The organism is Pseudomonas sp. LBUM1659, assembly GCF_059716045.1.
Genome location: NZ_CP166797.1, coordinates 1,939,048 through 1,964,971, shown reverse-complemented (window position 1 = coordinate 1,964,971; position 25,924 = coordinate 1,939,048). Strand labels below are relative to the sequence as shown.

Below are 25,924 nucleotides of genomic sequence, written 5' to 3'. Positions count from 1 at the left end.
AAATCAAAAATCAAGTTCAAGTATATCAATACACTTGGTATGTCACTCGGTCCGCCGTCAGTGTAAGCTCCTGAATCGAAACCTCATTACTATTAGCATCCAGTGCCGGGGATGACAACGCGGTTGGAAATGCATTTGCCACGTTAAAGGAGAACAGATACTCATCTCCTTGTTCGTTGGTCAGGCTAATCATGATGTCTTTTTTTACAACTCTGTTTAAAGAAATTGTACTGATCCAGTCGTACAGCCCATTCGAGCCGCGAAATAAACCTTTACGCAAGGTAATGGTCACCTTCTCTCTGAGACCCGGCATCTTAAAATAGTTGCCGATACCATCGCGGTACTCCATCTCCCCATATTTGATGTCCAGCCCAGTCACATTGCTAAAGGGGATTTTTTCATCATCAATGGCCACCACAAAACGGTAGGAGGGTATGGGATATTCAAAGTCAATTTGCTCGGGGGTAAGAGACATGACCGGCTACCTCGATACTATTGATAAACACAAGACTTCCACATTATTGTGGCGCTCAGCTCGCGATGCTTTGTAACATTTTCATTATTGCGTACTGCTTTTCAGTTTTTTGATCTTTCCCTGAGTCCAAAGATTAGCCCCACACTTAAATTTTGCTAAATACTTTTTTGACACAACTAACACAACCATTAGCCATATAGAAAATATTAATTATTTTTTTAAAAAGCAACACGCATAATCCGTAAAAAGTAAACTTTCGCATCAACCTTTGCCTAACGGACTCTATCAGGCAGTAATCTCGCTAACCTACCGCGCACCAGCCGCAAGTTGATCGTTTTTTTCCTAGTAATATTTCAATATTTTTGCTGCCGACTATATAATTCAGAGGGATTGAAACTGCATCGCATCCAACTTCCTCTATCTGACCAATAAGTATCAAAGCATCGATATCGTTAAGATTTATTGGATTATTCCCCACCTTACCAAACAGATTCAGCCCATCCACGGAGCCGGCCAGTTCCGGATTCAACCAACGCCCAACCAAGGCGCGTAATGGCGGAAGCCAGAGTAGTACAATCAAATCCCATCGCGCTCCTTTCCCGAGTAACACGCAAACTTGTACCGGGTTTCTGTTTTATTGCGCGCTGACCACACCTCAGTGCCGCCGAAGGCGGTAATAGTCCTCCCAGGTCAGGATGTCGGTCTGATGATCGACTTCCAGCAGCAAGGAGTTGATCTGGTCATACAGGCTTGCCGGCAGCCCTGCTCTCAGTGCTGCACTCGCACCGACTGGCGGCCCGCGACACGGAGCTGGATCAGCTACAGGGTCTCGTCTGGGGCGGCGCTGCCACTTGGCGCCTGCTCGGTCTGGCGCCACTCCAACCCCGGTAGGCAAGCTCGTCTTTTCAGCTGGGCAAGTCAGTTTTCCACGGCGTTTAGCCAAGATGCGCTGGTCGGCGTGAAGTGCAATTTGAAATGCGGATGTATTTCCAGACCCTGCTTGATTACAGCGGTCTTATGGGTCGAACTGTTATCCAGATTCACATGCAGATACAGTCCAGCTAGCATGTGGCGTCGATCTGTTGCAGAAAAGCCAGAAACTCTTGGCTCGATGGCATTAACTGAGCCGTCCGATGGCTTGGCCGATCATAATGTCGAAAGCTGCGTACAAACTCGCCGTAGCATGGCGCTTGTAATCATGCGTTCGACGTTAAATTTGACCTGAGCGTAGCGGTAGCAGCGGTTGACTGCGATCCAATGCCTGGAACTGGCTTTTCTCGTCAACCGACAACACCAGGACGTTACCCAGTGGGTCAGGTTGAGCCTGGTCCATCGACGACCTTGTTGGCGAAATGAAGATTGTTGCTGATCTTGAAGGTGCTCAACGATGGGTCTGATATCGGAAGCGAACCAGACCTGGTAAACCTGCCACGTAGTGCCCCGGCCGTACCAGTGCCAGGATCTCGTTGACTTTTTCGAGCGCCTGGTTGAGTGGCTGGCCGTTGCGCAGCAGATCACTCCCCCTTCGACTCCCACCTCCAGATAATGGTTTCGCCACTTGAATACCGTCGGCGCCGTGACCTGCAACTGTTCGCCGACAGCCTTAGGCTGTCAAACGATCCGCCAGCAGCAGGATGCATGCTCGCTGCGCGAAGCTCGGTTCCGAAGTACTCATGCGCAACCCTCCTTGCAAGGCGATGAGATCAGAAGGCGTCAAAGCAAAGGGGAAGTCGGTCGGGTCATGCGCATACCCAATCCATGACATTCGACGCACAGTATATCGTTACCGGTAAATAAATAGATTAACCGCTCAAGCCACAAGAGAACTTCATTATAAGGGGACATCAAATTATCTCATCGCCTGAACTTGACTCGCGTAACTTTCTCGGGCGTCCCCGTTTTTTCGGGACATTTACCTGCCCGGCGGCTGGATGTAACGCCCGCTCTTGCTCTGCTTGACGTGACTGATATTGACGTGCCTGGACGATATCAGCGAACTGCTTATCGCTCAGCCGTGATTCGGCCAATGCCAATCCGCCTTGGATAGACTCTGGCAATTCGTGGATCAATTGATCAAACAGTGTACGAAACTGGCTGTAAAGACTCGCGGTGACGGCATACAAATGACACGCCTGTACCTCCCATGCACGAGACGGACTGGCAACTTGGACGCTGTTTAAGGAAGTAAGAAGCTCCGTTTGCAGCAAGTAAAGCTCCTTCAATCCGCGTTTTAACCAATCCTCGGCCAAGGCGGCAGTGCATATGAATTTTGACGAAGAATCGTAACTATCGTCTTGCGGCCAGCCCCCCGCTTTCTGGTTATTCAGGGTTTCATTCAATCGCTGAGCAGCCTCCAGGTCGAGCGCCATAACTTGGTTATGAGTCTTAAGGCCGCGTACCTGCTCTTTGAGCTCACGAACTGACAATCGAGATAGCTCATCCAACTTCCCACTGTCGGCGACCTCGTTAATCGTGTCGCTTGGTAATCGGGCCAGCTCGATAAGCTTCACCTTACCCAAGCCCATCAACAGGGGTTGTACTTTCACAGGTGCCGCCAGCAACATCTTGGCGACGCTGATGTGCTCGTAAACTCGCTGCTCTTTGAAATCATGTTCAGCTAGCCACCTCGCAAACTCTCCTTCTCCCAACTCCTGCTTGAGAACCAAGAAACCAAAACCCTGTCGTGCCGATTCCCGCGCCAGATGGTTTTCTTGGTCAATAATCCAGTTTTTAAGTTCATCTACGGACTGGGGCAGATCTATCGGCAGGCGTTTTCCGTACCCTAGAACACGCTGGACGATGGCATTACTCGAATCGGAATCAGTTGACGGACTCCGAACGTTCGGAGCGTTTTTTATCGTCATGATGACTACCTCCATGTGACACAGAATGGGTCCACCGCAAGCATAATGGGTGATAAACAACCCATCGTCAATATTGATTCGGGTGAAAAAATGAAGCCCAGCCTAATATAAAAATACAACCGCTTTAGCAAACGCTGCGAAAACGTGGAGCATTCATTCTGGTTACCCAAAGTGCGTTTCAATTGTCGAAAAGTTCATACCGAGGTCTGAGTGATAACGTATTGCAATTGTTCAACCTGGGCGGTTGCAGGAGCTGAGTGCAACACGGTTATTGATTTGAAGTCGGGCCATCATGCCGCATAGCGATGGCCTTTTGCATTACTTGACCCATCACTTCGATTGGACATTTAAAATCGAAGCGTTTGCGTGGGCGCATGTTCAATTGCAGCGCTATGGCATCAAGCTCTTCCTGGCTGTGGACTGACAAGTCAGTCCCCTTGGGCAAGTATTGGCGGATTAGTCCGTTAATATTTTCGTTACTCCCGCGCTGCCAAGGGCTGTGCGGATCACAGAAATAGATCGCCACACCGGTCCTCTGCGTGATTTCGATATGTCTCGCCATCTCCCGGCCCTGGTCGTAGGTCATGCTTTTACGCATCGCCAGCGGCATGCGATTGAGCGCAGCACAAAAGCCTTCCATCGCAGAGGTCGCTGTCGCATCGTTCATTTTCACCAACATCAAGTAGCCGCTGGTACGTTCCACCAAGGTGCCTACAGACGAGGCGTTGGCTTTGCCCTTGATCAGATCGCCTTCCCAATGCCCCGGGGTTAACCGGTCTTCAATCTCCGGTGGTCGCACATGAATGCTGACCATCTCGGGGATCTGGCCGCGCCGATCCACTCCACCAGAGCGCGGCCTACGGGAGGTCTTACCTTGGCGCAAGCAGATGATCAGCTCCTTGCGCAGCTCACCGACCGGCAAGGCGTAGATCGCGGTATAGATCGTCTCGCGGCAGACGTAGGCGTCTTTGAGGCTGGGTATGTTCATGCTGCGCAGCTTGCCGCTAATCTGCTCAGGAGACAAACGCTCACGCAGCATATGGGCCACTAACTCCAGCCGCTCACTGCCCGGCAGTAGCTTACGTTTGGGCCGACAGAGACGACGGCGAACCTGCATCCGTTGCTGAGCAGTTCGCACCAAATAGCGGCTACCTCCCTCCCGGTTACGACGTAGCTCTCGGCTTATGGTCGAGGGCGCTCGGTTGATCAAGCGGGCGATCCTTCGCTGACTAAAGCCTTGGGCCAAACCGAGTTGGATAGTGACGCGTTCTTCGATACTGAGTTCGTGATAGGACATAAGGGCAACACCGTACCGAAATGGTCAGGTGTTGCACTCAGTTTTTGCGGCCGCCCTGTTTTGGCCGGCCAATCTGATGTTAGCCAAGCAGTATTTGCGTCGTACAGCGGTAAATCCGCCTTGAATATGTGGTTGTCTTGCTAATTGGTAACAGGGATGTCGAAACCAGCCAGGAAAACGCAAAATAAGGCCTGCGAACAGACGACATCGGCTTGAAAGGAGGTAGACGTCGTGCATACAAATAGCACTTTACAGACTGCCACTTACTGGGCGCGCCACTCCATCAAGTATGTTTCACTGCGCCAATCAAGTACACATAAGAATATTACGTCACAAACAAGATGGCTTTCTGGCCAGGTATTGTATCGATTGGCGGGACGGATTAATCTGCAGACAAGACAGACGGCAACCAGCGCTTACTATGATGTGCTACCTTAAAGATACGCATATGAGAAGAATCTATTCCGCTGCATCTAATATTTAGAGTGACTACCGGATCAATCATGATTTTTTTCAACATTAATTTCAATACCGGTAACGCTATTTCCGCGCCGGACAAGTACCTACAATCAATTACTAGCAACACAATATTTTCACGAGCAACCACTGATAGACTTTGGAGGCTCCCAGCAAACTAATTCAAGACTATTACAGCCTCCGACATCGCCTTCTACGCGAGTTTCGGCATTCATGAGCACAGACGAAATCCACGGAAGCGATAATTCAACAAAACAAGAACAACTCGACTGAAGCCCTACCAACCAGCCAGACTGACCAATAGTTAAACATATGGACATTAGAGAATGACCTGATTAATTTTACGAGGCATTTTTATGAGCCTTAAGAGTTTATTTTCCTTCGCTTTTACTCTCTCCCTATTGGCAGATGCAGGGGTGGTCAACGCGGGCGCGGAAGCAAGCGCTCAAGGCCCCTCGACTATAGCCAGCAATCCCGCTGGTCTTAGTTATCTGGAGGGCACCCAAATATCAGCGGGAGCACAACTTATATACGGGCGAGCCAGGTTCAAGCCTGATTCATCTACCAATGTGAGCGGTGGAGGGAGTGGCAACGCTATTGAGTCTGCCCTAGGTGGTAGCTTCTTTATCAGTCGTATGCTTAATGATGATTGGAGTATCGGATTTGGTTCGTATTCCGACTTTGGTTCAACGCTCGACTTCAAGAACAGTTGGTCTGGGCGCTATTTTAGTCAATCTGAAAGTATCAATGGGTTGGCGCTAGTCCCCAGCGGGGCATATCGCATTAATGATAATTGGTCGATAGGTGTCGGCATCAAAGCGATGTATGGCATATTGAAGGAGCAGGCAGCGATCAATCGCTCACCCTTAGGAGGGGCGAACAGCCCAGATGGTCAGTTCAAGTATAAGGACAGCACATGGGGTTACGGTGCAAATATTGGCGTTATTTACGAATTACGGCCTGGCACGCGAGTCGGGCTGGCTTATACCAGCAAAGTAACCCTGGACTTTTCGAGCCATTTAAATGTGCAAGGTAATGGAACACTACTAAAACAAACAAATGGTAAAAATGTCAACGTAGGAATTCAGATTCCACAGACAGCAACCCTCAGTTTCTACCATCAACTTAATCCGCAATGGGGATTGCTCGCTACTTTGGGCTGGAAAGACATGTCGCAGCTTAGTAATATAGCGCTTGCTATTAATACATCCAGGCTCGGGGCGCAGTCGGCGAATATCAACGCAAGTTACAAGGACACCTATCAATTGGCCATAGGTGCTCAATATAGAGTGACTCCGGAATTACTTTGGAGTACGGGCGTCGCCTATAGTACTTCTGTTACATCGAATAGCAATAGAACCTTGACAGACCCGATAGGTGCTCAATGGTGTTTAGGAGCTGGAGTGACTTATGCGCTGAACCATGAAACCAGTTTGAATTTAAACTGGGATGTAATTTGGATGGGTGACTTGCCAGTGGATCAGACCCAAACGTTGTCAGGCAACCGCACTTCCGGAACGTACAAAAACACATGGCTTCAAGTTTTAACCGGAAATCTAACATGGCGCTTCTAAAAAAGTGGTGTGTGTGGGGGGGGGGGGGGGGGGGGGGGGGGGGGGGGGGGGTGTAATATTGAACTATAGTTAGTAGCGAAAAGTCGAGGCTAGCATTTCTAATTTAGGTTGATGATAAGGAGACTATTATGACACTTCTATCCGGTACGGTCAGTGGCGCCCCTTCTGGCGTCGCCGGTTTCGATTCCGATTCAGTGATTTCCTTGGCCGACGCACAACTTTTCGCCAGCCAAGGCTACTGCTTCTGCGTGCGCTACATCTCACTTGCCACCGTGGAAGCACCAGGAGACCTTTCATCGGAAGAAGCTAGCAACATCCTGCAGGCAGGACTTGCGCTCCTGCCAGTACAGCATGTTCGGGATCCTGGATGGTTGCCAACCGAGGAAATGGGGCGAGAAGATGGCGCCAATGCCGCGAAGAACACGCAGGCAGTCGGTTTTCCAGCAGGGGTCAATGTATGGTGTGATTTAGAAGGTGTTGACAGTAGTGCAAGCTCTCATGACGTGATCAATTACTGCAGTGCGTGGTTCACGGTGGTATCGGCAGCTGGCTACGTACCCGGGCTCTACGTCGGCAGTGGCGCAGCACTTACTAGCGATCAGCTGTACTACGACTTGCCATTCCAGCATTATTGGCAATCGTGCAGTCAGGTACCGGCGGTGACCGTGCGCGGCTATCAGATGGTGCAAACGTTTGTCGAGGCGCCAGTGAACGGTATCGACATTGATCAGGACGTCACTCAGACGGACAGCAAGGGTGGACAAGCCTTATGGCTGATTCAACAGCCAAAGCGTAATGATAGCCGTTGAGCGATAGGTTACTGATGGTGACGCTCTACAGATCGATCTGACTCCCCGCGCTACCCGCTTCCCTTCCTGTGGTAGCTGCCAAAAGCCCTGTTCAACCACTCATGAGTATTGCGAACAAGTCATTCGTGGTTTACCCATTCTCGGTCGAGCGATGCGCCTGAGCGTTTTGCTGCGGCGCGTTGGTTGCCGCGATTGTGGCAAGCTTATGGAGGCCGTCAGTTGGCTGGATCGCTATACCCGCATGACGCGGCGCCTGGCCGAGGCGGTCATTCAAACCTGTGATCTCCTTTCCACGCTGCACGTGACGCAGATGTTTGGGTTGCATTGGGACACCGTTCGGTTGGCGGAACGTCGGGCCTTACAGGCGGCATTGAGCGTTTTGCCCAAGGCGCAACCGCGACGCTTGGTGATGGATGAGTTCGCACTGTTTAAAGGTCATCGCTATGTGTAACGGCTTGCAATCGAAAACAGCCGTGCTCGCAATCAACGCAATTTTCGGCTCACATTAACTGCAACTGGCCGGTCTTCGGCCTGTATCAAATCGGCAGCCCTGCTGCCAGCATTTTGTCACGCAGTTCAGCGGCTCGGGCCGGATCGAGCGCGTTGCTGAACAGCGCCTTGATCTCGGTGGGTCTGGCGTCGAACTGCTCGACCAGATCCTTGATGCGGTAGCCATGGCGTGTCAGGGTCGGTTCCAGATCATCCAGTTGCCGCGACAGCACGGATTCCACCAGCTCCGCTGACACCGGCTTCTCTCCAGTCAAGTAGCCGGCTTCCAGGGCTAGGCTGAGATGCAGCTGAATTTGCAACGGCGTGCGCAGCTTGGTGGCGAGTAGATCAATTGCTTCCTCGGTCAGAATCGATTCAGCCTCGGCCTTGCCCTCCGTGCAGGTTTCCAGCAGCCAATGAATGTACTCACGCTGACTGCCGGCGATGCCGTCGAGCGAGAAGATGTCAGTGCGATAGCCGATTTCCTCCATCGTTGGGCGACGCAGGTCGTTGCGCAGCTTGGGATGCCCGGCCAGCACTACCGACAATCGACCGTCGCCGTCCTCAACCAGCTCCATCAAGCGCTTAAGCCCTGTCAAGGTGTGGCCGTTGAGGTCATGGGCCTCATCGACGAACAGGGCCACTGGGCGCTTGTTCACCGGGCCTTTGTCCAGGTAGATCATCTTCGGGCGGCCTTGGAACGGAAAGGTGGACTCGGCCTTCGGTGCCATCGCGTTAAACAGGAAGCGTAGCGCCGATTCTGCGTCCTCACCGTATACGCAGCGGTACTCCTGGTAGGCCACGCCGCTACGGTCGTCTACCACGCTGAATAACATCAGCGCCGGCTCGCCTCTGGCCGGGTCGATCCATTCAGGCTTGTCGATGTGCTTGAGATCAGAAGGCGACAGATCGAACTGCCAACAGTCGTTGCTGTGCTCAGCCTGAAACCGCACGGCGGGCGGTTGCCGCGACAGCCGCGGCTGATCCAGTCGCCACAGAGACAAGTAGCGGTTGATCGTCGGGCGACTCAGTATCCCCTTCGGTGCTTTGACCACCCCCTGGGCGGTTTCCACGCCGTAGTCTTCCAGCAGCTCAATGGCGCGATTGGTGGAAAGATGCCGACCCTGCTTATTCGTCGTGCGCAGCTTCAACGCCGCAATCAGCTCGCAGTAGCGTTCCAGCTCGGCTTGCTGCAATACGCGCGACTTACCGTGATCGGCACGGTGGGCCGCATGGGGTTTATGGATAAGGTTCAACGCCCGGTACACGGTGCTGGGAGACACGCCGTACAACTCCGCTATCGCGGCCACCTGGGTAGCTCGCTCCGGGCTTTTCTTCGGCAAACGGTCGAGCCGCTGCCGCAACTGCGTCAGCGAATCGTCAGGGATGGCGCTATGCCGCCCGCTGGGCATTACGCTCGGCCTCGGTCAGATAGTTGTAGAGGGTCGAACGACCGATGCCCATCAGGCGGCAGATCTCTGCCACGGTGTGTTTTCGCTCGTGGTAGAGGCTCAAAGCCAGTTCTTGCTTGGCGGGGTCGAGCCGTTTCTTACGCCCGCCCTTGCGCCCGCGTGCTCGTGCTGCTGACAACCCCGCTTGGGTGCGCTCACGAATCAAGTTGCGTTCGAACTCGGCCAGGGCACCGAACAGGTGAAATATCAAACGTCCACCACTCGACGCGGTGTCGATGCTTTCTTGCAAGCTGCGCAAGCCGACGCCAGCGGCGTCTAGCTGCTCGACCAACCGGATCAAATCCTTCAGCGAGCGACCAAGACGATCCAAGCGCCAAATCACTACGGTATCGTCTCGGCGTAGCGTGGTCAGCAAGGCAGTCAAACCTACTCGCTCAGCTTTGGCACCGCTGGCGGTGTCTTCGAACACGCGCTCACAGCCTGCTTTCTCCAACGCATCGCGTTGCAGATCAAGGAGTTGGTCGTCGGTTGAGACGCGGGCATATCCAGTCAGCATGGTTTCGTCCAGATATTCAATGAAAATTCAGTGTAGTCGGATATTGAAAATTGGAAGCTGTTACTGGATGTAGATAATGCGGCGCCCGGAGCGGACGGCCTCATCTCAACCTGATGTCCAACAAACCTACGTTTGATAGACACCCATGACTGGGCTACAATGTGGCCCATCAATCTGGAGGTTCAAACCATGTCCGCAAATGCTGTAGTCCGTGCCCGTATCGACGAGCACATCAAGGAAGAGGCGACCCTCGTACTGGCGGCGATGGGGCTGACCGTGTCCGACGCCTTCCGCATCATGTTGACCCGAGTCGCCCGCGAGAAAGCCTTGCCGTTCGAGCCACTGGTGCCGAACGCCACCACCATCGAGGCAATGAAGGAAGCGCGCCGTGGCGGCTTGAAGTCGTTTGCTTTCGTCGAGGATCTGATGGCGGACTTGAATGCGGACGATTGAGCAGACCAGCCAGTTCAAGCGCGACTACAAGCGCGACTACAAGCGCGAAGCTAAAGGCCAGCATCGGCAGACGCTGGCGAGCGATTTCATGGCCATCATCACGGCCGTTGCGAATGACCAACCGCTGGCCGAGAAGCATCGCGACCACGCGCTGACCGGCGACTGGAAGGATCACCGGGACTGTCACGTCAAGCCCGACCTGGTGTTGATTTATCGCAAACCGGATGACGCGGTGTTGCAGCTCGTGCGTCTTGGCTAGCATAGCGAGCTTGGCCTGTAAACGCCGGGCTTTACCCTGAGAAGAAGGAAGGAACCTGCATGACAATCAGTATCACCGATGACGAATGGGACGAACTGGCTCCCGAGAGTGATACCAGCGCGCTGCTGCGCGCGATCGATGCAGTGGACGTGCTGCGCGTCGATCTGAATGACAACGCAGACGGAGGGCCTCCGCAACTGCGCACCAACCTGTTGAAGCTGCATCAACTGGCGATGGCTGTGTTCAACGAGGGGGCACGCGGCCAAGTAGCAGAGCTATTCGATTTCGCTGTAGACCTTCAGGATCAGGTTGATCATCTGATGGCTTCGCTGGAACAAGTGCAAGAAACCCTGTCCCAGTTGACGGCGCTCTACCCAGAAAGCCTGTCCTATGAAGATAGTGACGTGAGCGAGTCCTGATATCGCTAAACCGTAGACCGGTCAGTTGCAGCTAATGTGAGCCCGCGGAAATGGAATGCAAGCCGGTGCGGCTGAATGCAAGCTCGCTCGCAATTAATGTGAGCCAGAAGGCTCCGTCAGTCGCAGTTAATCTGAGCCGAAAATTGCGCTGATTGCGAGCACGACCGTTTTCGATTGCAAGCCGTTACAGCTTGAACTGGTCAAGTAATTCTGGACACCAGTTAAGGTTTCACGCCGCCAGTTTCTCCATAGCGACCGGTAGCCGTTGTAGCTGTGGAGCCTGACGTTGTTGTAACGCATCACATAACGCTGCACATCCACACGGGCTTCATGCTCCGAGCTGTAGCCGTCTTCTTGCACCCATTCTGACTTCAGGCTTCCAAAGAAACGCTCCATCGGGGCGTTGTCCCAGCACTCACCTTTACGACTCATGCTTTGCAGGAGTCCATGCTGGCGCATCTCATTCCTGAATTTGTGGCTGGTGTATTGGGCGAATTCAACCGGTCGTCGCAACACCTTGATCGAGGTGTTTATGGGACGACCCGCAGGATGGATGCAAAAATTGACGGGCCGGGGAGCGATGCGCTCTCCAGGCGCGCCGTCACTTCGTAATGAGATCGAGCGGCTGTTTTGGGTGCAGATCGCGACCGGCATCACAAGCGAAAAGGCAGCACAGGCCGTTGGCGTATCAACAGCGGTAGGCACACGCTGGTTCCGTCATCGAGGCGGGATGCCATTATTCATGTCGAACCACATATCAGGACGATACTTATCGCTCGCAGAGCGAGAAGAGATTGGGCTGCTTCGGGCGCAAAGTGTTGGCGTTCGTGAGATTGCCCGTCGCCTTGGACGAAGCCCATCGACAATTTCACGGGAGCTGACACGTAATGCTGCAACTCGTTGCGGTCGGCTTGAGTATCGAGCGTCAGTCGCGCAATGGAAGGCAGAACTGGTGGCCAAGAGGCCGAAGCCAGCAAAACTGGTCACTAACCCGCGACTGCATCAATACGTACGAGACCGTCTTGAGGGTAAGGTTCAAGACGCCGATGGCCGTGAGATTGCTGGGCCTCGACAAGCGCCCTTCAATGGCCGAAATAAACCACATCGCAGTGACCGTAAATGGGTCAATGGCTGGTCACCCGAACAGATTACCAATCGGCTCCAGATCGATTTTCCGGACGATGAATCCATGCGCATCTCTCACGAAGCCATTTATCAGGCGCTCTACATTCAGGGGCGAGGAGCTCTCAAGTGCGAACTGGTGAGCTGCCTGCGCTCAGGACGAGCATTGCGCGTGCCGAGAGCAAGAGCGCAGGCCAAAGCGTGGGCACACGTCAGCGAGGATGTCATGATCTCCAGTCGCCCTGCTGAGGTGGAAGACCGGGCTGTACCGGGGCATTGGGAGGGCGACCTGATCATCGGTCTGAACCGCTCTGCGATTGGAACGCTGGTCGAGCGCTCAACTCGATTCACCATGCTCGTCCATCTACCTCGCGAGGAAGGTTATGGGCTAATTCCCCGGACGAAGAACGGTCCGGCGCTTGCTGGCTATGGGGCTGTTAGCATGGCCAACGCATTGAAGAAGACGGTAACTGATCTTCCCGTCGAACTGTGGCGATCTTTGACCTGGGATCGTGGGAAGGAGCTATCGGATCACGCTCGATTTACCATCGAGTCCGGAGTGAAGGTTTTCTTTGCTGACCCCCATAGTCCATGGCAGCGCGGCACGAACGAAAATACGAACGGTCTTCTACGGCAATATTTCCCGAAAGGCACCGACCTGTCTCGTTGGAGTGCCCAAGAGATCCAAGCAGTAGCCCACGCACTGAACACGAGACCCCGAAAAGCACTCGGCTGGAAAACACCTGCCGAAGCACTGAATGAGTATCTAAAATCTGTCCAACAATCCAGTGTTGCGACGACCGGTTGAATTCGCCATCTGGGGGATCGTGGTCTGTCGCTGCGCCAGGGCACCATCGTCGATGCCACGCTGATCGATGCGCCAACTTCGACCAAGAATAGGGGCGGCAAGCGCGACCCGGAAATGCACCAAGCCAAGAAAGGCAATCAATGGTACTTCGGCATGAAGGCCCATATCGGGGTGGATGATGAATCGGGCCTGGTGCATAGCGTGGTGGGCACGGCAGCCAATGTGGCCGATGTCACTCAGGTCGATAAGCTGCTGCACGGCGACGAAAACGTGGTCGGTGCCGATGCCGGCTATACCGGCGTGGAGAAGCGTCCCGAGCATGAAGGTCGCGAGGTCATCTGGCAGATCGCGGCACGGCGCAGCACCTACCAGAAGCTGGGCAAGCGCAGCGCCCTGTACAAAACCAAGCGCAAGATCGAAAAAGCCAAGGCGCAAGTCAGGTCGAAGGTTGAGCACCCGTTCCGGGTGATCAAGCGTCAGTTCGGTTATCTGAAAACTCGCTTCCGTGGCCTGCCCAAGAACACGGCACAGTTGGTGACGCTGTTTGCATTGTCGAATCTATGGATGGCCCGCCGACATTTGTTGAGCAATGCAGGAGAGGTGCGCCTGTAATGTGGGGAATAGCCGCCGCGAGGTACTCGCAGCAGCTAAAAAGACAGAGATGAGTGAGTGATCTGAGTGTTTTGGATCGACTCGCCACTTTCAAAATCGGTGGTGGCCGAAGTCAGCCAGAAATACATGGCTACTTCAGACCATCCTTAGCCGAAAGAGTGTAACAGACCGAGTATTAATAGCCCTCGATTGCTATGATTTCACCAACCGCATTTGGCGCTTCAGCCCGAGCGTCTGGGTCTCAGTTTTTTCGATTTCTCAGCAAGAGTGACCATTCGCTCAAGAATTTGTTTGTCGTCATCACACAATGCCTCGTAGTTTCTTGCATGTATAAAAGCCCGGCGTGAAAGGTGGTCTGCGGCAACAGCCTCGGATACGCCAACGGAATGAACCCCCGTAATGATGTATTGCACATCCGCGCCAGCGGTGGTAATACCCATCAGGTAACTGCCGTCAGGAGCGCGTGCACCGCTTTCATAGTCAAACTGCGTTTTCCTGCTCATTCCACCGATTGCCGCGAAATCCGTCTGGTTATAACCTAGGCGTTCTCGCTCTTCCTTTACCCGCAGACCGACTTCTCTGAAATTACTCATTCATCACCTTATAGCTGGGGTATTTAGTCAACAAAATCCCAGGCAATTTTTGCTAAAATACCATGGAGCAGGATTTTGTGAGCGCAAAAAAACACTCCGAACGTTCGGAGTCATATAATTAACTCAGAATCGGACCGGCTTCAAACCGTCCGTGAGAAGCTGCGGCACATCGCCAGAGTTGGCATTCGCGATTGAAGGAAATGACGGCACCGAGGAGACAATTTGCCGGGATCTGGTGCTGCCCCTCAAACGCGAGAGCCCACGAATCCCATATACCCCAAAATATTCGCCTCCTTATACCGCGGCGTCTCTATTTACCGCGGCGTCTCTAAGAGGGTGTAGATAAAATAAAGTAGACTGTCGGCTCCTCTCTTCGAGTCATTGATATTGGCCAAAACAGGGCGCCCACCGAGAATAGCCCCCGAGCATTACCCGCTTTTGGTCGAGTTGGCACAAGCCAATCCCCTCTCGACCCAGGCCGAACTGATGGATCTGTTCACCGAAGACCGGTATTTCCACTCATTCGGCGACGTTCGCGCGACCACCTTGAAGCTGGCGGGCATTGTGCGCATCAAGCCTCGCGTAAAACGTGTTTTTGAGCCGCCAGAGAAACGCACTACTTACGGATACAATGACACTCATAGACGCCAGTTGCCCGAGCAGCGCTACCCCAGTTGCCTGACTGACACCGAATGGGCTCTGGTCGTCGATCTTTTCGAGCGTGAGGGCCATCGTGGCAAACCTCCGAGACACTCCAGAAGGCAATTACTGGAAGCATGTTGTTATGTCGTCCGTACAGGTTGCTCCTGGCGAATGCTACCTCGCGAATTCCCGCATTGGGACAACGTCTACAAGACATTTCGGCGCTGGAGCGAGCAAGGCAAATTCGAGCAAATGCATGACCGTTTGCGTACTATGTGGCGCCAAAGAGAGGAGCGCGACAACAACCCAACAGCGGCTGTTCTTGACACGCAATCGACCCGATCCTCACCTCAGGGCGGCGAAAATGGTTACGACGCAGGCAAGAAGGTCAAAGGCCGCAAGCGTAGCCTGATCGTCGATACACTCGGATTGCTCCTGGCAGTCAGTATCAGTGCTGCCAGCGTGCAGGATCGGGATGCGGCCACCGACGCGATGGTCAAAACGGCTGAAAAATACCCGACGATCAAAACATTGTTCGTCGACAGCGCCTATGCCGGTAAATGGGCACAGCATGTCCAGCAAATGCATGAGGTCAACGTGCAAGTGATCCGAAGTCCTGGCAACAGAAACACCGGGCAATGGAGCACCCAGCAGGCAGATCTCTTCTTGCCAGAGGTAAAAGCGTCTGGCTTTGTGGTTCTGCCCAAGCGCTGGGTCGTGGAGAGAACTCATGCATGGAACGAGAGAGCAAGGCGATTGATCATGCACCATGACCGATTACACGGCGTGAGTGAGGCTTGGGTGTGGCTGGCGGAAGCGCGATTGCTCGCGCGTCGACTGACGGCTTGATTTTGTCTACACCCTCTTAGAGGTGTCGTATGCCATCGAAGATTATTCTCGCAGTGAGCGGTAATGACCCGTGGCGCAGTCGGTTTACCGACGCGCCACTGCTCTCGCACTGATTAGATCGCGAGCAGGTATACGCTGATATGGCTGCTATGCACTTTCTGCCGACACCACCCTCTGCGACTGCCCGTGCTGACGCGACGTCACTAGGCCGATAAAGGAAATCACCAGCGCCAGGCCGATGGTCGAAGAAACCTCCATACGGTGCTCGGGCGTCACCATCATCACCGCCAGCGCTGCGCAGATGAAGGCGATGACCAGCCAGGTGAGCCAAGGAAACAACCACATCTTGAAGTTCAGCGGGGCATTCTGCCGGACCAGAATCCTACGCATGCGCAATTGCGACACTGCGATAACCAGGTACACCAGCAAGGCGATGGCGCCGGAGCTGGCGAGCAGAAACTGAAACAGTCCGGCAGGCATGAAATAGCTGAACAAGGTCACACCGGCACCCAGTACGGTACTGGCGATTACCGCAGCTCTCGGCACGCCCGCCGATGAGGTCACCTTCAGCGACTTTGGTGCATCACCGCGCTTACTCAGCGAGAACAGCATGCGCGAGGAAATATAGATCGAGGAGTTCATGCAGCTGGCCACGGCAATCAATACCACCACATCCACCAGTAACTTGGCATGGGGAATGTTCATCAGCTCCAGTGCCCGCTGGTAAGAGCCCACAGACGCCAGCAACGGATCATTCCAGGGCACTACGGAAATAACCACGAAAATGTACAGCAAGTAGAACACCCCGATGCGCCAGATCACCGAACGTGTGGCTTTAGCAATGTTCTGCGCAGGGTTGCTGGATTCGGCGGCTGCAATGGTCACCGCTTCTGTACCAATAAAACTGAACATGATGGTGATGAATGCCCCTACGAGCGCTGACAAGCCGTTGGGCGCAAACCCTCCATGTTCTTCCATGAGCCGACTCAACCCGCTGGCTTCCCGCTCGGGAATCCACCCCATCAACACCGCAAAACCAAGGCCGATAAATCCGATGATCGCCACGACCTTGGCCATCGCAAACCAGAATTCGAACTCGCCGTATTTGGACACGCTGAACAGGTTGGTCACGACCAACAGGATGATCGACAGCAAGGCAAACAACCAGGTATCGATCTGGGGAAACCATTGGTTCAATACATGCCCGGCCGCGAGCGCCTCGATTGGTATCACTAGCACCCAGAACCACCAATAGAGCCAGCCGATGGTGAAGCCCGCCCAACGCCCGATTGCTTGGTCGGCGTAGGTGGAAAACGATCCGGTGTCCGGGTTAGCAACCGCCATTTCGCCCAGCATGCGCATGACCAGTACGACCAACAGACCGGAGCATAAGTAAGCCAGCAATACCGCTGGGCCGGCAGCAGCGATGGCATGTCCGGAGCCAACAAACAAACCTGCGCCGATAATCCCCGCGATAGAAAGCATTGTGACGTGACGCGGCTTGAAACCCTGCGCCAACTGACCGTTCGAATCTTTAGAGTTCAGGCTATTCATTGTTGTTATTGTTCTCTGGTGATCGACTTTAGAGCGTACTGACTGAGGGTCAGGCGATCATCATTGCTTCCTGTTGCCGCTTCTCGAGCGCGGCGCACCTCAAACGCTCCTGAATTTCTAGATCAGGCATCACGGCTGCACACGGCCATGAAGTGACGCGCCACCTTACGCGTCCTATCATTAACGCAAATAGCCTGAGCGCGTCATTTTCCAGTCTGATCTCGACATGCCCCCGTGCGTATCCCCCCTCTGATGCAAGCAGGCCGATCAACTTGCGCGAAGGTCATTGCGAAAGCTCCATCAAACCTCTGCTTGCGCCACAACTTTGCCTAGTACAGTCGCAAGATCGAACCTACCTTACCGTAAGCGGTATCGCCGATGATGCGATCTGACTTGATGTCCAACTTAGCTTCGACAGTGTTTGGCAGACCATTTGTTAAACTGGCGCTCACCTCGGGTACTGTCGACTGACCATTAAGGGTACGTTCTTGCACGGCAATGCGTAGAGGTCCCAGCTCGCGATTCGGTAGACGCTGCCTGCCTGTAATTTAGGATGGTTAGTCCGCTGATATCTGCTCATCACTCGGCATGATCCGCTTCATGAATTCGTCAAAAAACGGCACTGTGAAAACCGTGTCCCCATGACCGGGGCTCCAGATCAGTCCTTTGCCGAGCAAGTTGTTTCGCACCGGCGCAACGGCTTGAACTCGACGGCCTTGACGGTCGGCAATCTCGCCCGAGCGATGCGGCCCCGGGCCAAGGTCAGCCATTGCTCGCAGATACTGCTTTTCCGTCGGCGTTAGACGGTCAAAGTAGGCCCGAAAAAAGTGCTCATCCAGCGCTACGATAGCCGGCGTCCAAGCCCGCTCCACGTCGGCCAACGAGATGGGACTGGTTGAGGCCACATCCCAGGCATGGCTGGCCCACGCCTGAAGAAAGAACGGACTGCCTCGTGTTCTCTTGACGATAAGGTCGACCGCCTCCGCGTCGAAGGCTACCCCTTCCTGTGCAGCCGGCTGCACAATGGCCAGGGCCGCCTCAACCTCAGACAGTGGGCCAATGGCCGGATAGTCAAATAGTCGCTCGGCGTACGCCTTGGCGTTGCCCACTCGCCCCCGAAGCTGGGGTAGGCCTGCGCCCACCACCATGATGGGCAAACGGGATTGCGCGCAGCGATGTAAGACGACGATTAGCCCGGAGAGCTGGGTCGCTTCGATGCAGTGGAACTCGTCGATAAACAGCACCACCGCGGAGCCGGCCTGCTTGGCCGCCAAGCCAGCGTGCTCCAGCAATGTGGTGGGACCGCCCTCCACCTGATTCTGGTCAGCCAGTCCGGCGGCTTCGGTATCAAAATCCAGGTCAATCCGCCGGTCGCTGCACGACCCCTCCAGCGCCCTGATAAACCCCGCCAGTGCGCTTAACGCCCGCTGGGCGGTGTCCTGCGCGCCCTCAGTTTGACTGAGACGCAGCAATACCTGCCGTAATTGAGGCGCCAGTAAGGCCGGCAGTGAGCGCTGCTCCGGGTTTTCGATACAGAGCGTGTGTGCGCCCTCGCCTTCCGCATCACTGCACATTTGCTGCAGTAACACGGTTTTCCCGACGCCGCACAGGCCGACCATCAGCACGCTCTTGGCCGTTCGGCCCACTTGCAGGCGTGCGATACCAATGCGCACCCGCTCACGCAAGGCCTCTCGCCCCACCAGCAACGGAGGTGGTATTCCAGCGTGGGGCATGTAGGGATTGTTAATGGGGTTCATAAGCCGACCAAAGTTAGTGAAATTATGCTGACAACATAAACTAACTAACATCTTTATAATTCGTTATTTTTGAACACTCAAAGAGCAGGCAAGGCTCTATAAAACAAGGTCAATGGTTGTCTCTACCATTCGACATTCGATTATACAATTCGTCGACTAACGCTGTATCGCCCGCAGGTTGTTTAGCTAGGAGCTCCGTCATTCTAGCCGGCAACTGCGGCATTCGCCTACGCCCACTCCAAGATAGATAAATAACCAATACCGGTGAAACGTCCTCAGCAAAGACAACTACGCTAATAAGACGCGGCTCCTCTTACTCGCTCAATTGGGCGCTAAATACGCGGTGCCGTACCGAACTTAACAGCAAAAACGCTGAATAACTGCGCTGACACGGGGTAACTCCGGCTTACCCCGCACCAGTAATCGGCGGTAAAACGCATTTCCGGCTGGGTTTAATAGCCCGTAATTACATGACTCATGACACAGTACGAAATCGTCGGGAGAGCGACCATGGCCCGCGGTGGAATTAACAAGGCGTTGGTTCAAGGGGCTTATACGGCTCTGCTTGGGCGGGGGCGCCGACCGAGCATCGACGCGGTGCGCATCGAACTTGGCAACACCGGCTCGAAAACCACCATCGCCCGCTACCTCAAGGAGCTGCAGACGGTGCCGAGCAGCGCCGAGCTCAGCCCCCAGGAACGCGTCAGTGCCCCGATTCTGGCGGTGGTGGTCTCGCTGAGCGAGCAACTGGCGCAAGAGGCCGAGGTGACGCTGGCACGGGAGCGTGAGCAATTTGCCGCGGAGCGGGCCGACTTACGCTCCGACCTGTTCCAACGCACCCACGAGCTGGAACAGGCGCAAGCACAGAACAGTGACCTAACGGAAGAATTGGCGCAGGCGCAAAGCCAGAGCCACGCAGTGCAGACGCAACTGGCAGGAGAGCAGAAAGAGACGGCGACGCTGCAGGCCAAGGTGCAGGAACTGTTCACTCAATTGGCCGAAAAGCAGAACCAGCTGCAAACCCTGAACGACACCAGTGACCATGCGCGGGAGTCCTTGCTGCACTTTCGCGAGGCGAGCAAAGAGCAACGCGACACCCTGGTGCGTCAACATGAACAGCAAGTGCAGCAGGTCGAGCAGCAGCTCAGGGCGCTGGCTCGGACACTGGACATCAAGCAGGACGCAGTGATCGGCCTGAGCCGGGACAATGAGCGCTTGACCAGTGAACTGACGGCCAGCGACAAGCGGACCCAAGTTTTAGAGCGGCAAGTGGAACGCTTGAACCAACAACTGGCCGAACGCACCCACACCCAGGGCCATATGCAGGCCCAGGTCAGCAGCCTAACGACGCAGTTGGAGCAAGCACATTCCCGCTACGAAAAGTTGCAGCACACCTACACCCAAAACTTGCTCGACAGTGAGCGTTTAAAGCAACGTGTACTGGAACTCACCCCAGCCCAACCCTAAACCTGTACGAGGCCATGGCACGGCGAATCGCTACGTCGATGCGGTGCAGCTCCGCACAGTTCCACGGGCGTTTGTCCGCCCGCATGGCAACCTCAATCGCTCGCCGCTCTTGCAGTGGATAACCTTGGAAAAGCCGTAAAAAAATCGCTCGTTGCGGGCTATACACCTGCGGAATCACATGACTGTTTACAGCCAGCACCGACAACTCATGCCAAACCCTCATCGACTCATCGACCTCGCTCACCGTACGCGGCCAACGATCCACATCGACGTCACCTGCATAGTTGCCAAACATCTCCCAAACCAGCGACCACAATTCGCGACGCACAAAGCACATCGGTCGATTGCAGCACGCCAAAGCCATCAATCTCGGTATCAAGTAGGCGCAACGCTGAACCAACCAAGGGTTGAAGGGCTGTAGGGCTCCGCGTCCCAGCGCAATGACCAAGGCCAAGTCCACATCGTCCGATACCAGAGGCAGTTCGTTGATGACCGTCCATGGTTCAGCCTGGGATATCGCATATCTCGCGAACAGAGTGTCTATGCGTATACGCTGCGCCCGCGCGCTCGCCAATTGCGGAGCTAAGACGACGGGTAATGGATGCTCAATCCAGTGATTCAACTGTGGATAGATCTGCGAAGCCCCCTGCAAGAGCCATTTGCCAAGTACACGACCGTGAAGTGCTGCACGCCATGCCCCTTCATTCTCGGGCAAGCCGTCGCCACGCCAATGAGCTAAACCTGAGCCGGTATGCCTGACGTTGGCCGCATCCGCGACAGCATGCGCAATCAGCATCCCCTTGAGCTGTTGGCTGGTAGCTTGAAAAACCATCTCCATAAAAGCCTCCTTTACCAATAGTCATCCTCTTTGTTTCAAACCATAGTCATTGCTCGTCGCCAGTCACGCCTTCTACACAGATGTGCAAACCTTTTTTTTAAACAGAAGTTGAGTTAGAGCGCCGCGCGGGCTAATTACCAGTCGGCGGCATGGTTCTGGAAAGTATGAAAAGCTCGCGAGACAATGGAGCCCTCCATCGAACTCAAGCTAGTACCAAAAAACTGCGAGCTGATCCTTCGAGAGAAAATCACCCCAGTTTGACCTAAAAGCGCCGGGTGTCACTCCTTGTGGCTTCGATGATCGAAGCAGGCGTCATTTGGGGAATGCATTGGAGGTTATACACATGCTGGATCAAGACTGGGTACCATCGCATGCAGCACCAGCCCGGGATGTGCGAGCAAAACGCTTTGGCAAATCGCTGGTCTATTTTCCTTCACGGAAAAATCACACACAACTGATCTGTGAAAGCCATTATGAAGCCCACATGTGCTTGCTGCTGGAGTTTCAAACCGAGGTCACCCAATACTACATTCAACCCGTAAGCCATCGATACGATCCAAACAATAAATCCTGCCAATACACTCCTGATTTTTTTGTTCAACGTGAGGACGGCCGCCATTACTTTATTGAGTTAAAAAACAAGTTTATGGGTCATAGCAGTCGTTACGATTCAATCTTGGATCATTTCTCCGCCGTCGCTAGCGGGCTGGGCTATGGATTTGAGATATTCGCCTTTGATGACTTCCCAGTGGACGACACACTCGACAATCTAGGGTTGCTTTACTCTCGCTCCGATCAAGTCACTGCCTATGAACAAAGGCAACTCGTGGAGTGCCTACAAGGATGGACAGGACCACTGACCATTAGATATCTACTTACACTTCAAGCGCCGCCGTCCCTCCGTTCTGTATGTGCGGCCATCTTTCAGAAAAAAATAGATTTTGATATGCGTGATATGCTCACTTTGATTACCCCCTTGTTCACTGGACAGGAAACTACAGCAGAATCCCTGAATGACCCAGTGCGCTCCACTCTCTCATTGGCAATTTACCCCCAGGCAACGCAGAACTTTACCCAACACCAGTTTTCGGATACGTACCGCAAGTAAGACACCACCAACTAAGTAGCTGGCATTGCTAGCCTGTGTATACGATGGAGTAACCGTCCAGGATTGCTCGGCTCACCTACTTATTATACAAAAAAATCAAACATCTCCTGGAGAACTATCGAAGCTGTCAGCACTTACACTTGGCGAAATGTTTTGTTCACCTTCTCACCTCGTTTACAAAGTGAGGCCTTCATGCAGACCGTTGCCCCAATAACTCCCGGCAGTCAATATAATTTATATGGGAACGTATTCGAAGTTATCACAGTGGAAGAGGAGCGAATCACTCTGCGTTCAATTCAGCAAAAGCACATCATATTCTTTCCCCAGGAGTTGTTTAACAGTTTGCTTTGCAAGGGCGAACTACACATTCACGCAATGGCCCTGACAGATGCATCGCACCAGGCTTACCTAATTGCCTTACCACTTCCCCAAAAACAGAAAGAATTAAGGAAAATTTACTATACCCGTGGATTGGCAGAACGATTTCAAGGTAGTCTGCCTCGTGATGCGGTAAACCAAGAGTTAGAACGCTTAGCCGACTTAAAAGGGGATAAGCCACCTAGTTATACCACTGCATACTTATGGTTTCGATCGTTTAAAAAGTCTAACTTCAACCTTTTCTCTCTAGTCAAACGAAAAAGCATCCTGCCTCGCGGAAAAAAATTGTGCATAGAAACTCACAAAGCCATTTCACTATACGTATACAAATACTACCTACAGCCTAAGCACCCCACAATCAAGACTTTGTATAAATTAATAAAGGCCTATATTGAAAACGAAAATGCCGAACGCAGTAGCTATACATCGAGCAAAATCGGCATCCCTTCCATCTCCACTGTAGCAAGAACCGTAAAACGAATCAGTCAATACTATAAAGATATAGAGCAACTTGGCAAGAAACAGGCTAACAAAGTCAACAATTACAGTGTCAAACAAATTCCCTCACGCTTCTTGCTACGACTTGTTGAAGGTGACTCACATGAGATGGACATTTTGATTGTTGATGAAATGGGGAGAGTACTCGGACGACCGTGGCTTCATGTATTAGTAGAAATTTCGACGCGTTATATTATCGGATATGAACTTTCGCTCACGCCTCCTTGCGCCGAGAAATTTTTGAAATCCCTACGAATGGCATTATCGTCGGATAGCAGCTATTACGGCGGCCGGATGGTGGAAATAGGCGTCGACAATGGCGCAGAAGCAGATAATGGTAGTGTCAAAAATATATGCGACATTCTTAATATAAAAATCGTTTACGGACCACCTGCCACGCCAAATGCAAGAGCAATAGTTGAACGCTTTTTCGGAACTCTCAATAGTCAGTTGACCCATGCCATGGAAGGCTCAACCGGATCCAATCCTGTCATTGGTAATTACTACAACGCGGAAGACGGAGCTTGTGTCCAACTAGCAAAACTCCAGGAATTATTCGACTGGTTCGTTCATGGGGTTTACCACCAAGAATACCACACATCGCTTTATACATCACCAAACGCAGCATGGGAGATGGCGTTGGAAGAACAACTACCGCCAGAACGCTATACAGACGATTCATTAATTGGGCTTTGTCGCATTTTACTAACTAAGCGTATAAGTAATGGACGTGTACAACATGAATATCTTTTTTGGACTGGCCCAGCACTACCCGACATCGCGGCACGCTTGAAACCACACCAAAAAGCTAACGTATACATGGACATTACCGACCTCTCAACCGTCTGGGTAGCACATCCCGACAAACCCACCGAGCTCTTCGAGGCCTTTGCCACCGACCCGCGCTACCAAAACAACCTGACAATGTATGCACACAAGCTTGTCTTGGCAGAGCTTAAAGAAAAAAAGAATAAATTTGATGAAAGCCTGGCACGGCAGATGCTGCTAAAAATATACAATGAAATATGGGAACTCAAACATAACTCCACCCCTCAATCTCGTCGCAACCAACGAAAAAGCAAGCGAATTTTAGCTGCAGCGGAGCTGCTCGGATCATCTTTAACTAATATATTAGCTGAACATGAAGAACATGTTCTACTCGAAACAGAACCACTAACGACAGAAACTGAAAAACTTTTAGATTTCCCCACCTACATCCAACCGGAGTAATATCATGCTGCTATCAGAAATCATGCAAGTAAAAATGGTGGATTTCAAAAGCGTCATTATAATGCATCCACAATACTCAACAGCAATAGATATCATGCTTCATGGCGTTGAAGCAACCCGTCTGCGAAATGAACCATGTTCTACATTGCTACTCGGTGAGTCCGGCACTGGAAAAAGCACGGCATGTGCTCAACTGATTAATATTGTGGGTGAAAGAAATGTAATTTTTCTCGAGAGCGGTTCCTTTAGCCAAATTCCTGCATTTGACTGTAAGGTACCAGCTACTTACTCAATTATCGATTTATGCACCGAAATGCTGAAACAACTCGAACCAACCCCACCGCTTGGCAAGCTCGCGACTTTACAAAATCGCCTGTTTCGACTTCTCGAGACGTGCGGCACCAAACTCATTGTCATCGATGAAGTCCACGACTTGCTTAACCGAGGAGCAGAAAAGACGTGGCACAATGTTTGCAAATGGATAAAATATGTCGCTAACACCACAGGCATCGCAATAATTCTTTCAGGCAAACCCACCACAGAGTTACTGATAGACAAACATGAAGAATTAGCCGGGCGTTATCCATACCGTGCACGACTTTGCAACTTAAAATATGATAACATTTTCAAATCGCTGTTACTCAACCTTAACTCGGAAATGACGCGCATTGGCGAATTTGTTCGCCCACTGCCTATTACAGATAGCCTAATTTCAGGAGCTTTTTACTTGCATACGCAAGGCAACATGCGATCACTTAGAATACTCCTATACGAAATCATGCACATTGTACTGATACGTAACAACAGTGAAGTAACGATTAACGACTGTGCGATAGCGGCTGAAACTATTCACAAAAAATCACCAACCCGAAAATATACCAACCCGTTTGAAATGAAACCAAAAGTGCTACAAGCTCACCTTGATAAGTTGGCTGATGCTTAAATTAGCCTTTTGGCCACGTCCATACCCACATGAAAGTCCAGCAAGTCTGATTTCCAGGACGGCTTTTCTCAATGGGTACACGAATGTAGTTAGCTTTGCGCGTACGTTTGGGGTAAGCGCGTACATAAGCTTTAAGAGGCTATCTGAAGGCGCAGTTATTAGCAATTTGTTCTCAACAAATAATGACAACCCCTTCGACACTCACAATATTTTTTATCAACGATCTACGTTTGAAGCTAACGGCTTGCGTAGCACCGTCATTTCAGGAGTTGCGGTACCCAGAACTAAATGTAGACATCATGATCACTTCTGCCCGGAGTGCCTTAGAGAAGGATACTGGCGCTTTATTCAAGACATCGATTTAGTGGCCGTGTGTCCATATCATCATGTTATGTATATAAAAGCGTGCCCCTCGTGCGAAAGAACTTATCGATGGAGCAG

At 52.6% G+C, this 25,924-nt stretch carries 21 protein-coding genes and 5 pseudogenes; 14 read left to right on the top strand and 12 right to left on the bottom strand.

Features of this window, described 5'->3' with window-relative positions; translation table 11 throughout:
• Positions 1-25: 25 nt before the first annotated feature.
• From ACA048_RS08930 to ACA048_RS08910, 5 genes and pseudogenes are all read right to left on the bottom strand, one after another.
• Positions 26-475, bottom strand: a complete 450-nt coding sequence (locus tag ACA048_RS08930) for a phage tail protein (RefSeq protein WP_497628799.1) — start codon at positions 473-475, stop codon at positions 26-28.
• A 301-nt stretch (positions 476-776) separates the two neighbouring features.
• Entirely contained in the window at positions 777-1,055 is a 279-nt protein-coding gene (locus ACA048_RS08925) for an RHS repeat-associated core domain-containing protein (protein ID WP_497628798.1), read from the bottom strand.
• A gap of 341 nt (positions 1,056-1,396) precedes the next feature.
• Positions 1,397-2,218 (bottom strand): annotated as a pseudogene (locus ACA048_RS08920) (IS630 family transposase); the annotation flags it as partial.
• A gap of 101 nt (positions 2,219-2,319) precedes the next feature.
• A complete protein-coding gene (locus ACA048_RS08915; protein ID WP_497628797.1) occupies positions 2,320-3,339 on the bottom strand; it encodes a hypothetical protein in 1,020 nt (339 codons plus the stop codon).
• Between the two features lie 268 nt (positions 3,340-3,607).
• A complete protein-coding gene (locus tag ACA048_RS08910; RefSeq protein WP_497625381.1) occupies positions 3,608-4,636 on the bottom strand; it encodes an IS30 family transposase in 1,029 nt (342 codons plus the stop codon).
• 833 nt (positions 4,637-5,469) lie between these two features.
• Between ACA048_RS08910 and ACA048_RS08905 the strand changes: the two genes are divergently transcribed.
• The 3 genes and pseudogenes from ACA048_RS08905 to ACA048_RS08895 all read left to right on the top strand — a co-directional run.
• Entirely contained in the window at positions 5,470-6,687 is a 1,218-nt protein-coding gene (locus ACA048_RS08905; RefSeq protein ID WP_497628796.1) for an OmpP1/FadL family transporter, read from the top strand.
• Positions 6,688-6,815: 128 nt separating this feature from the next.
• Positions 6,816-7,496 (top strand): DUF1906 domain-containing protein, encoded by a 681-nt coding sequence (locus ACA048_RS08900; RefSeq protein ID WP_497628795.1) that lies wholly within the window; start codon positions 6,816-6,818, stop codon positions 7,494-7,496.
• 13 nt (positions 7,497-7,509) lie between these two features.
• A pseudogene (locus ACA048_RS08895) lies at positions 7,510-7,941 on the top strand (helix-turn-helix domain-containing protein); the annotation flags it as partial.
• Positions 7,942-8,533: 592 nt separating this feature from the next.
• Here ACA048_RS08895 and ACA048_RS08890 read toward each other — a convergent pair.
• Both ACA048_RS08890 and ACA048_RS08885 read right to left on the bottom strand, forming a co-directional pair.
• Positions 8,534-9,373: pseudogene (locus ACA048_RS08890) on the bottom strand (transposase family protein); the annotation flags it as partial.
• A gap of 4 nt (positions 9,374-9,377) precedes the next feature.
• Positions 9,378-9,953, bottom strand: coding sequence for a recombinase family protein (locus ACA048_RS08885; RefSeq protein WP_497628794.1), 576 nt, complete (start codon positions 9,951-9,953; stop codon positions 9,378-9,380).
• Between the two features lie 189 nt (positions 9,954-10,142).
• Here ACA048_RS08885 and ACA048_RS08880 point away from each other — a divergent pair, with 189 nt between their 5' ends.
• Genes ACA048_RS08880 through ACA048_RS08870 form a run of 3 tightly spaced genes read left to right on the top strand, consistent with a single transcriptional unit; the run spans position 10,143 to position 11,084 of the window.
• The gene (locus tag ACA048_RS08880; protein ID WP_497628793.1) at positions 10,143-10,406 is read left to right on the top strand and encodes a type II toxin-antitoxin system RelB/DinJ family antitoxin; all 264 of its coding nucleotides are present in this window, start codon (positions 10,143-10,145) and stop codon (positions 10,404-10,406) included.
• Positions 10,393-10,665, top strand: a complete 273-nt coding sequence (locus ACA048_RS08875) for a type II toxin-antitoxin system YafQ family toxin (RefSeq protein ID WP_497628792.1) — start codon at positions 10,393-10,395, stop codon at positions 10,663-10,665. The genes ACA048_RS08880 and ACA048_RS08875 overlap by 14 nt, the downstream gene beginning before the upstream one ends.
• Before the next feature lie 59 nt (positions 10,666-10,724).
• Complete coding sequence (locus ACA048_RS08870) at positions 10,725-11,084, top strand: transposase (protein ID WP_497628791.1); 360 nt, start codon at positions 10,725-10,727, stop codon at positions 11,082-11,084.
• A 126-nt stretch (positions 11,085-11,210) separates the two neighbouring features.
• Here ACA048_RS08870 and ACA048_RS08865 read toward each other — a convergent pair whose 3' ends face one another.
• Positions 11,211-11,789: an integrase core domain-containing protein gene (locus ACA048_RS08865; RefSeq protein WP_497628790.1), complete on the bottom strand. Its 579-nt coding sequence runs from the start codon at positions 11,787-11,789 to the stop codon at positions 11,211-11,213.
• Between ACA048_RS08865 and ACA048_RS08860 the strand changes: the two genes are divergently transcribed.
• Both ACA048_RS08860 and ACA048_RS08855 read left to right on the top strand, forming a co-directional pair.
• Positions 11,719-13,014, top strand: coding sequence for an IS30 family transposase (locus tag ACA048_RS08860; RefSeq protein WP_497628789.1), 1,296 nt, complete (start codon positions 11,719-11,721; stop codon positions 13,012-13,014). The genes ACA048_RS08865 and ACA048_RS08860 overlap by 71 nt on opposite strands.
• A gap of 6 nt (positions 13,015-13,020) precedes the next feature.
• Positions 13,021-13,626 (top strand): annotated as a pseudogene (locus tag ACA048_RS08855) (IS5 family transposase); the annotation flags it as partial.
• 221 nt (positions 13,627-13,847) lie between these two features.
• On the opposite strand, the gene ACA048_RS08850 reads toward ACA048_RS08855, so the two are convergent.
• Entirely contained in the window at positions 13,848-14,219 is a 372-nt protein-coding gene (locus ACA048_RS08850; RefSeq protein WP_497628788.1) for a helix-turn-helix domain-containing protein, read from the bottom strand.
• A 387-nt stretch (positions 14,220-14,606) separates the two neighbouring features.
• Between ACA048_RS08850 and ACA048_RS08845 the strand changes: the two genes are divergently transcribed.
• Positions 14,607-15,710: an IS5 family transposase gene (locus ACA048_RS08845; RefSeq protein WP_497628787.1), complete on the top strand. Its 1,104-nt coding sequence runs from the start codon at positions 14,607-14,609 to the stop codon at positions 15,708-15,710.
• A 147-nt stretch (positions 15,711-15,857) separates the two neighbouring features.
• On the opposite strand, the gene gabP is transcribed toward ACA048_RS08845, so the two are convergent.
• Positions 15,858-17,264 carry a GABA permease gene (gabP, locus tag ACA048_RS08840; RefSeq protein WP_497628786.1) on the bottom strand — a complete coding sequence of 469 codons (1,407 nt, stop codon included), beginning with the start codon at positions 17,262-17,264 and terminating at the stop codon, positions 15,858-15,860.
• Between the two features lie 557 nt (positions 17,265-17,821).
• Complete coding sequence (locus tag ACA048_RS08835) at positions 17,822-19,021, bottom strand: DUF8462 domain-containing protein (protein ID WP_497628785.1); 1,200 nt, start codon at positions 19,019-19,021, stop codon at positions 17,822-17,824.
• Between the two features lie 510 nt (positions 19,022-19,531).
• Between ACA048_RS08835 and ACA048_RS08830 the strand changes: the two genes are divergently transcribed.
• Positions 19,532-20,488 (top strand): DNA-binding protein, encoded by a 957-nt coding sequence (locus tag ACA048_RS08830; protein ID WP_497628784.1) that lies wholly within the window; start codon positions 19,532-19,534, stop codon positions 20,486-20,488.
• On the opposite strand, the gene ACA048_RS08825 is transcribed toward ACA048_RS08830, so the two are convergent.
• Positions 20,469-21,326 (bottom strand): hypothetical protein, encoded by an 858-nt coding sequence (locus ACA048_RS08825; RefSeq protein ID WP_497628783.1) that lies wholly within the window; start codon positions 21,324-21,326, stop codon positions 20,469-20,471. The genes ACA048_RS08830 and ACA048_RS08825 overlap by 20 nt on opposite strands.
• A gap of 343 nt (positions 21,327-21,669) precedes the next feature.
• Between ACA048_RS08825 and ACA048_RS08820 the strand changes: the two genes are divergently transcribed.
• From ACA048_RS08820 to ACA048_RS08805, 4 genes and pseudogenes are all read left to right on the top strand, one after another.
• Positions 21,670-22,434: a hypothetical protein gene (locus ACA048_RS08820; protein WP_497628782.1), complete on the top strand. Its 765-nt coding sequence runs from the start codon at positions 21,670-21,672 to the stop codon at positions 22,432-22,434.
• A gap of 192 nt (positions 22,435-22,626) precedes the next feature.
• Positions 22,627-24,540: an integrase catalytic domain-containing protein gene (locus tag ACA048_RS08815; RefSeq protein ID WP_497628781.1), complete on the top strand. Its 1,914-nt coding sequence runs from the start codon at positions 22,627-22,629 to the stop codon at positions 24,538-24,540.
• A gap of 4 nt (positions 24,541-24,544) precedes the next feature.
• On the top strand, positions 24,545-25,483 hold the full coding sequence (locus tag ACA048_RS08810) for a TniB family NTP-binding protein (protein ID WP_497628780.1): 939 nt from the start codon (positions 24,545-24,547) through the stop codon (positions 25,481-25,483).
• Positions 25,476-25,862, top strand: a pseudogene (locus ACA048_RS08805) (TniQ family protein); the annotation flags it as partial. The gene ACA048_RS08810 and the pseudogene ACA048_RS08805, both read left to right, overlap by 8 nt.
• Positions 25,863-25,924 lie beyond the last annotated feature (62 nt).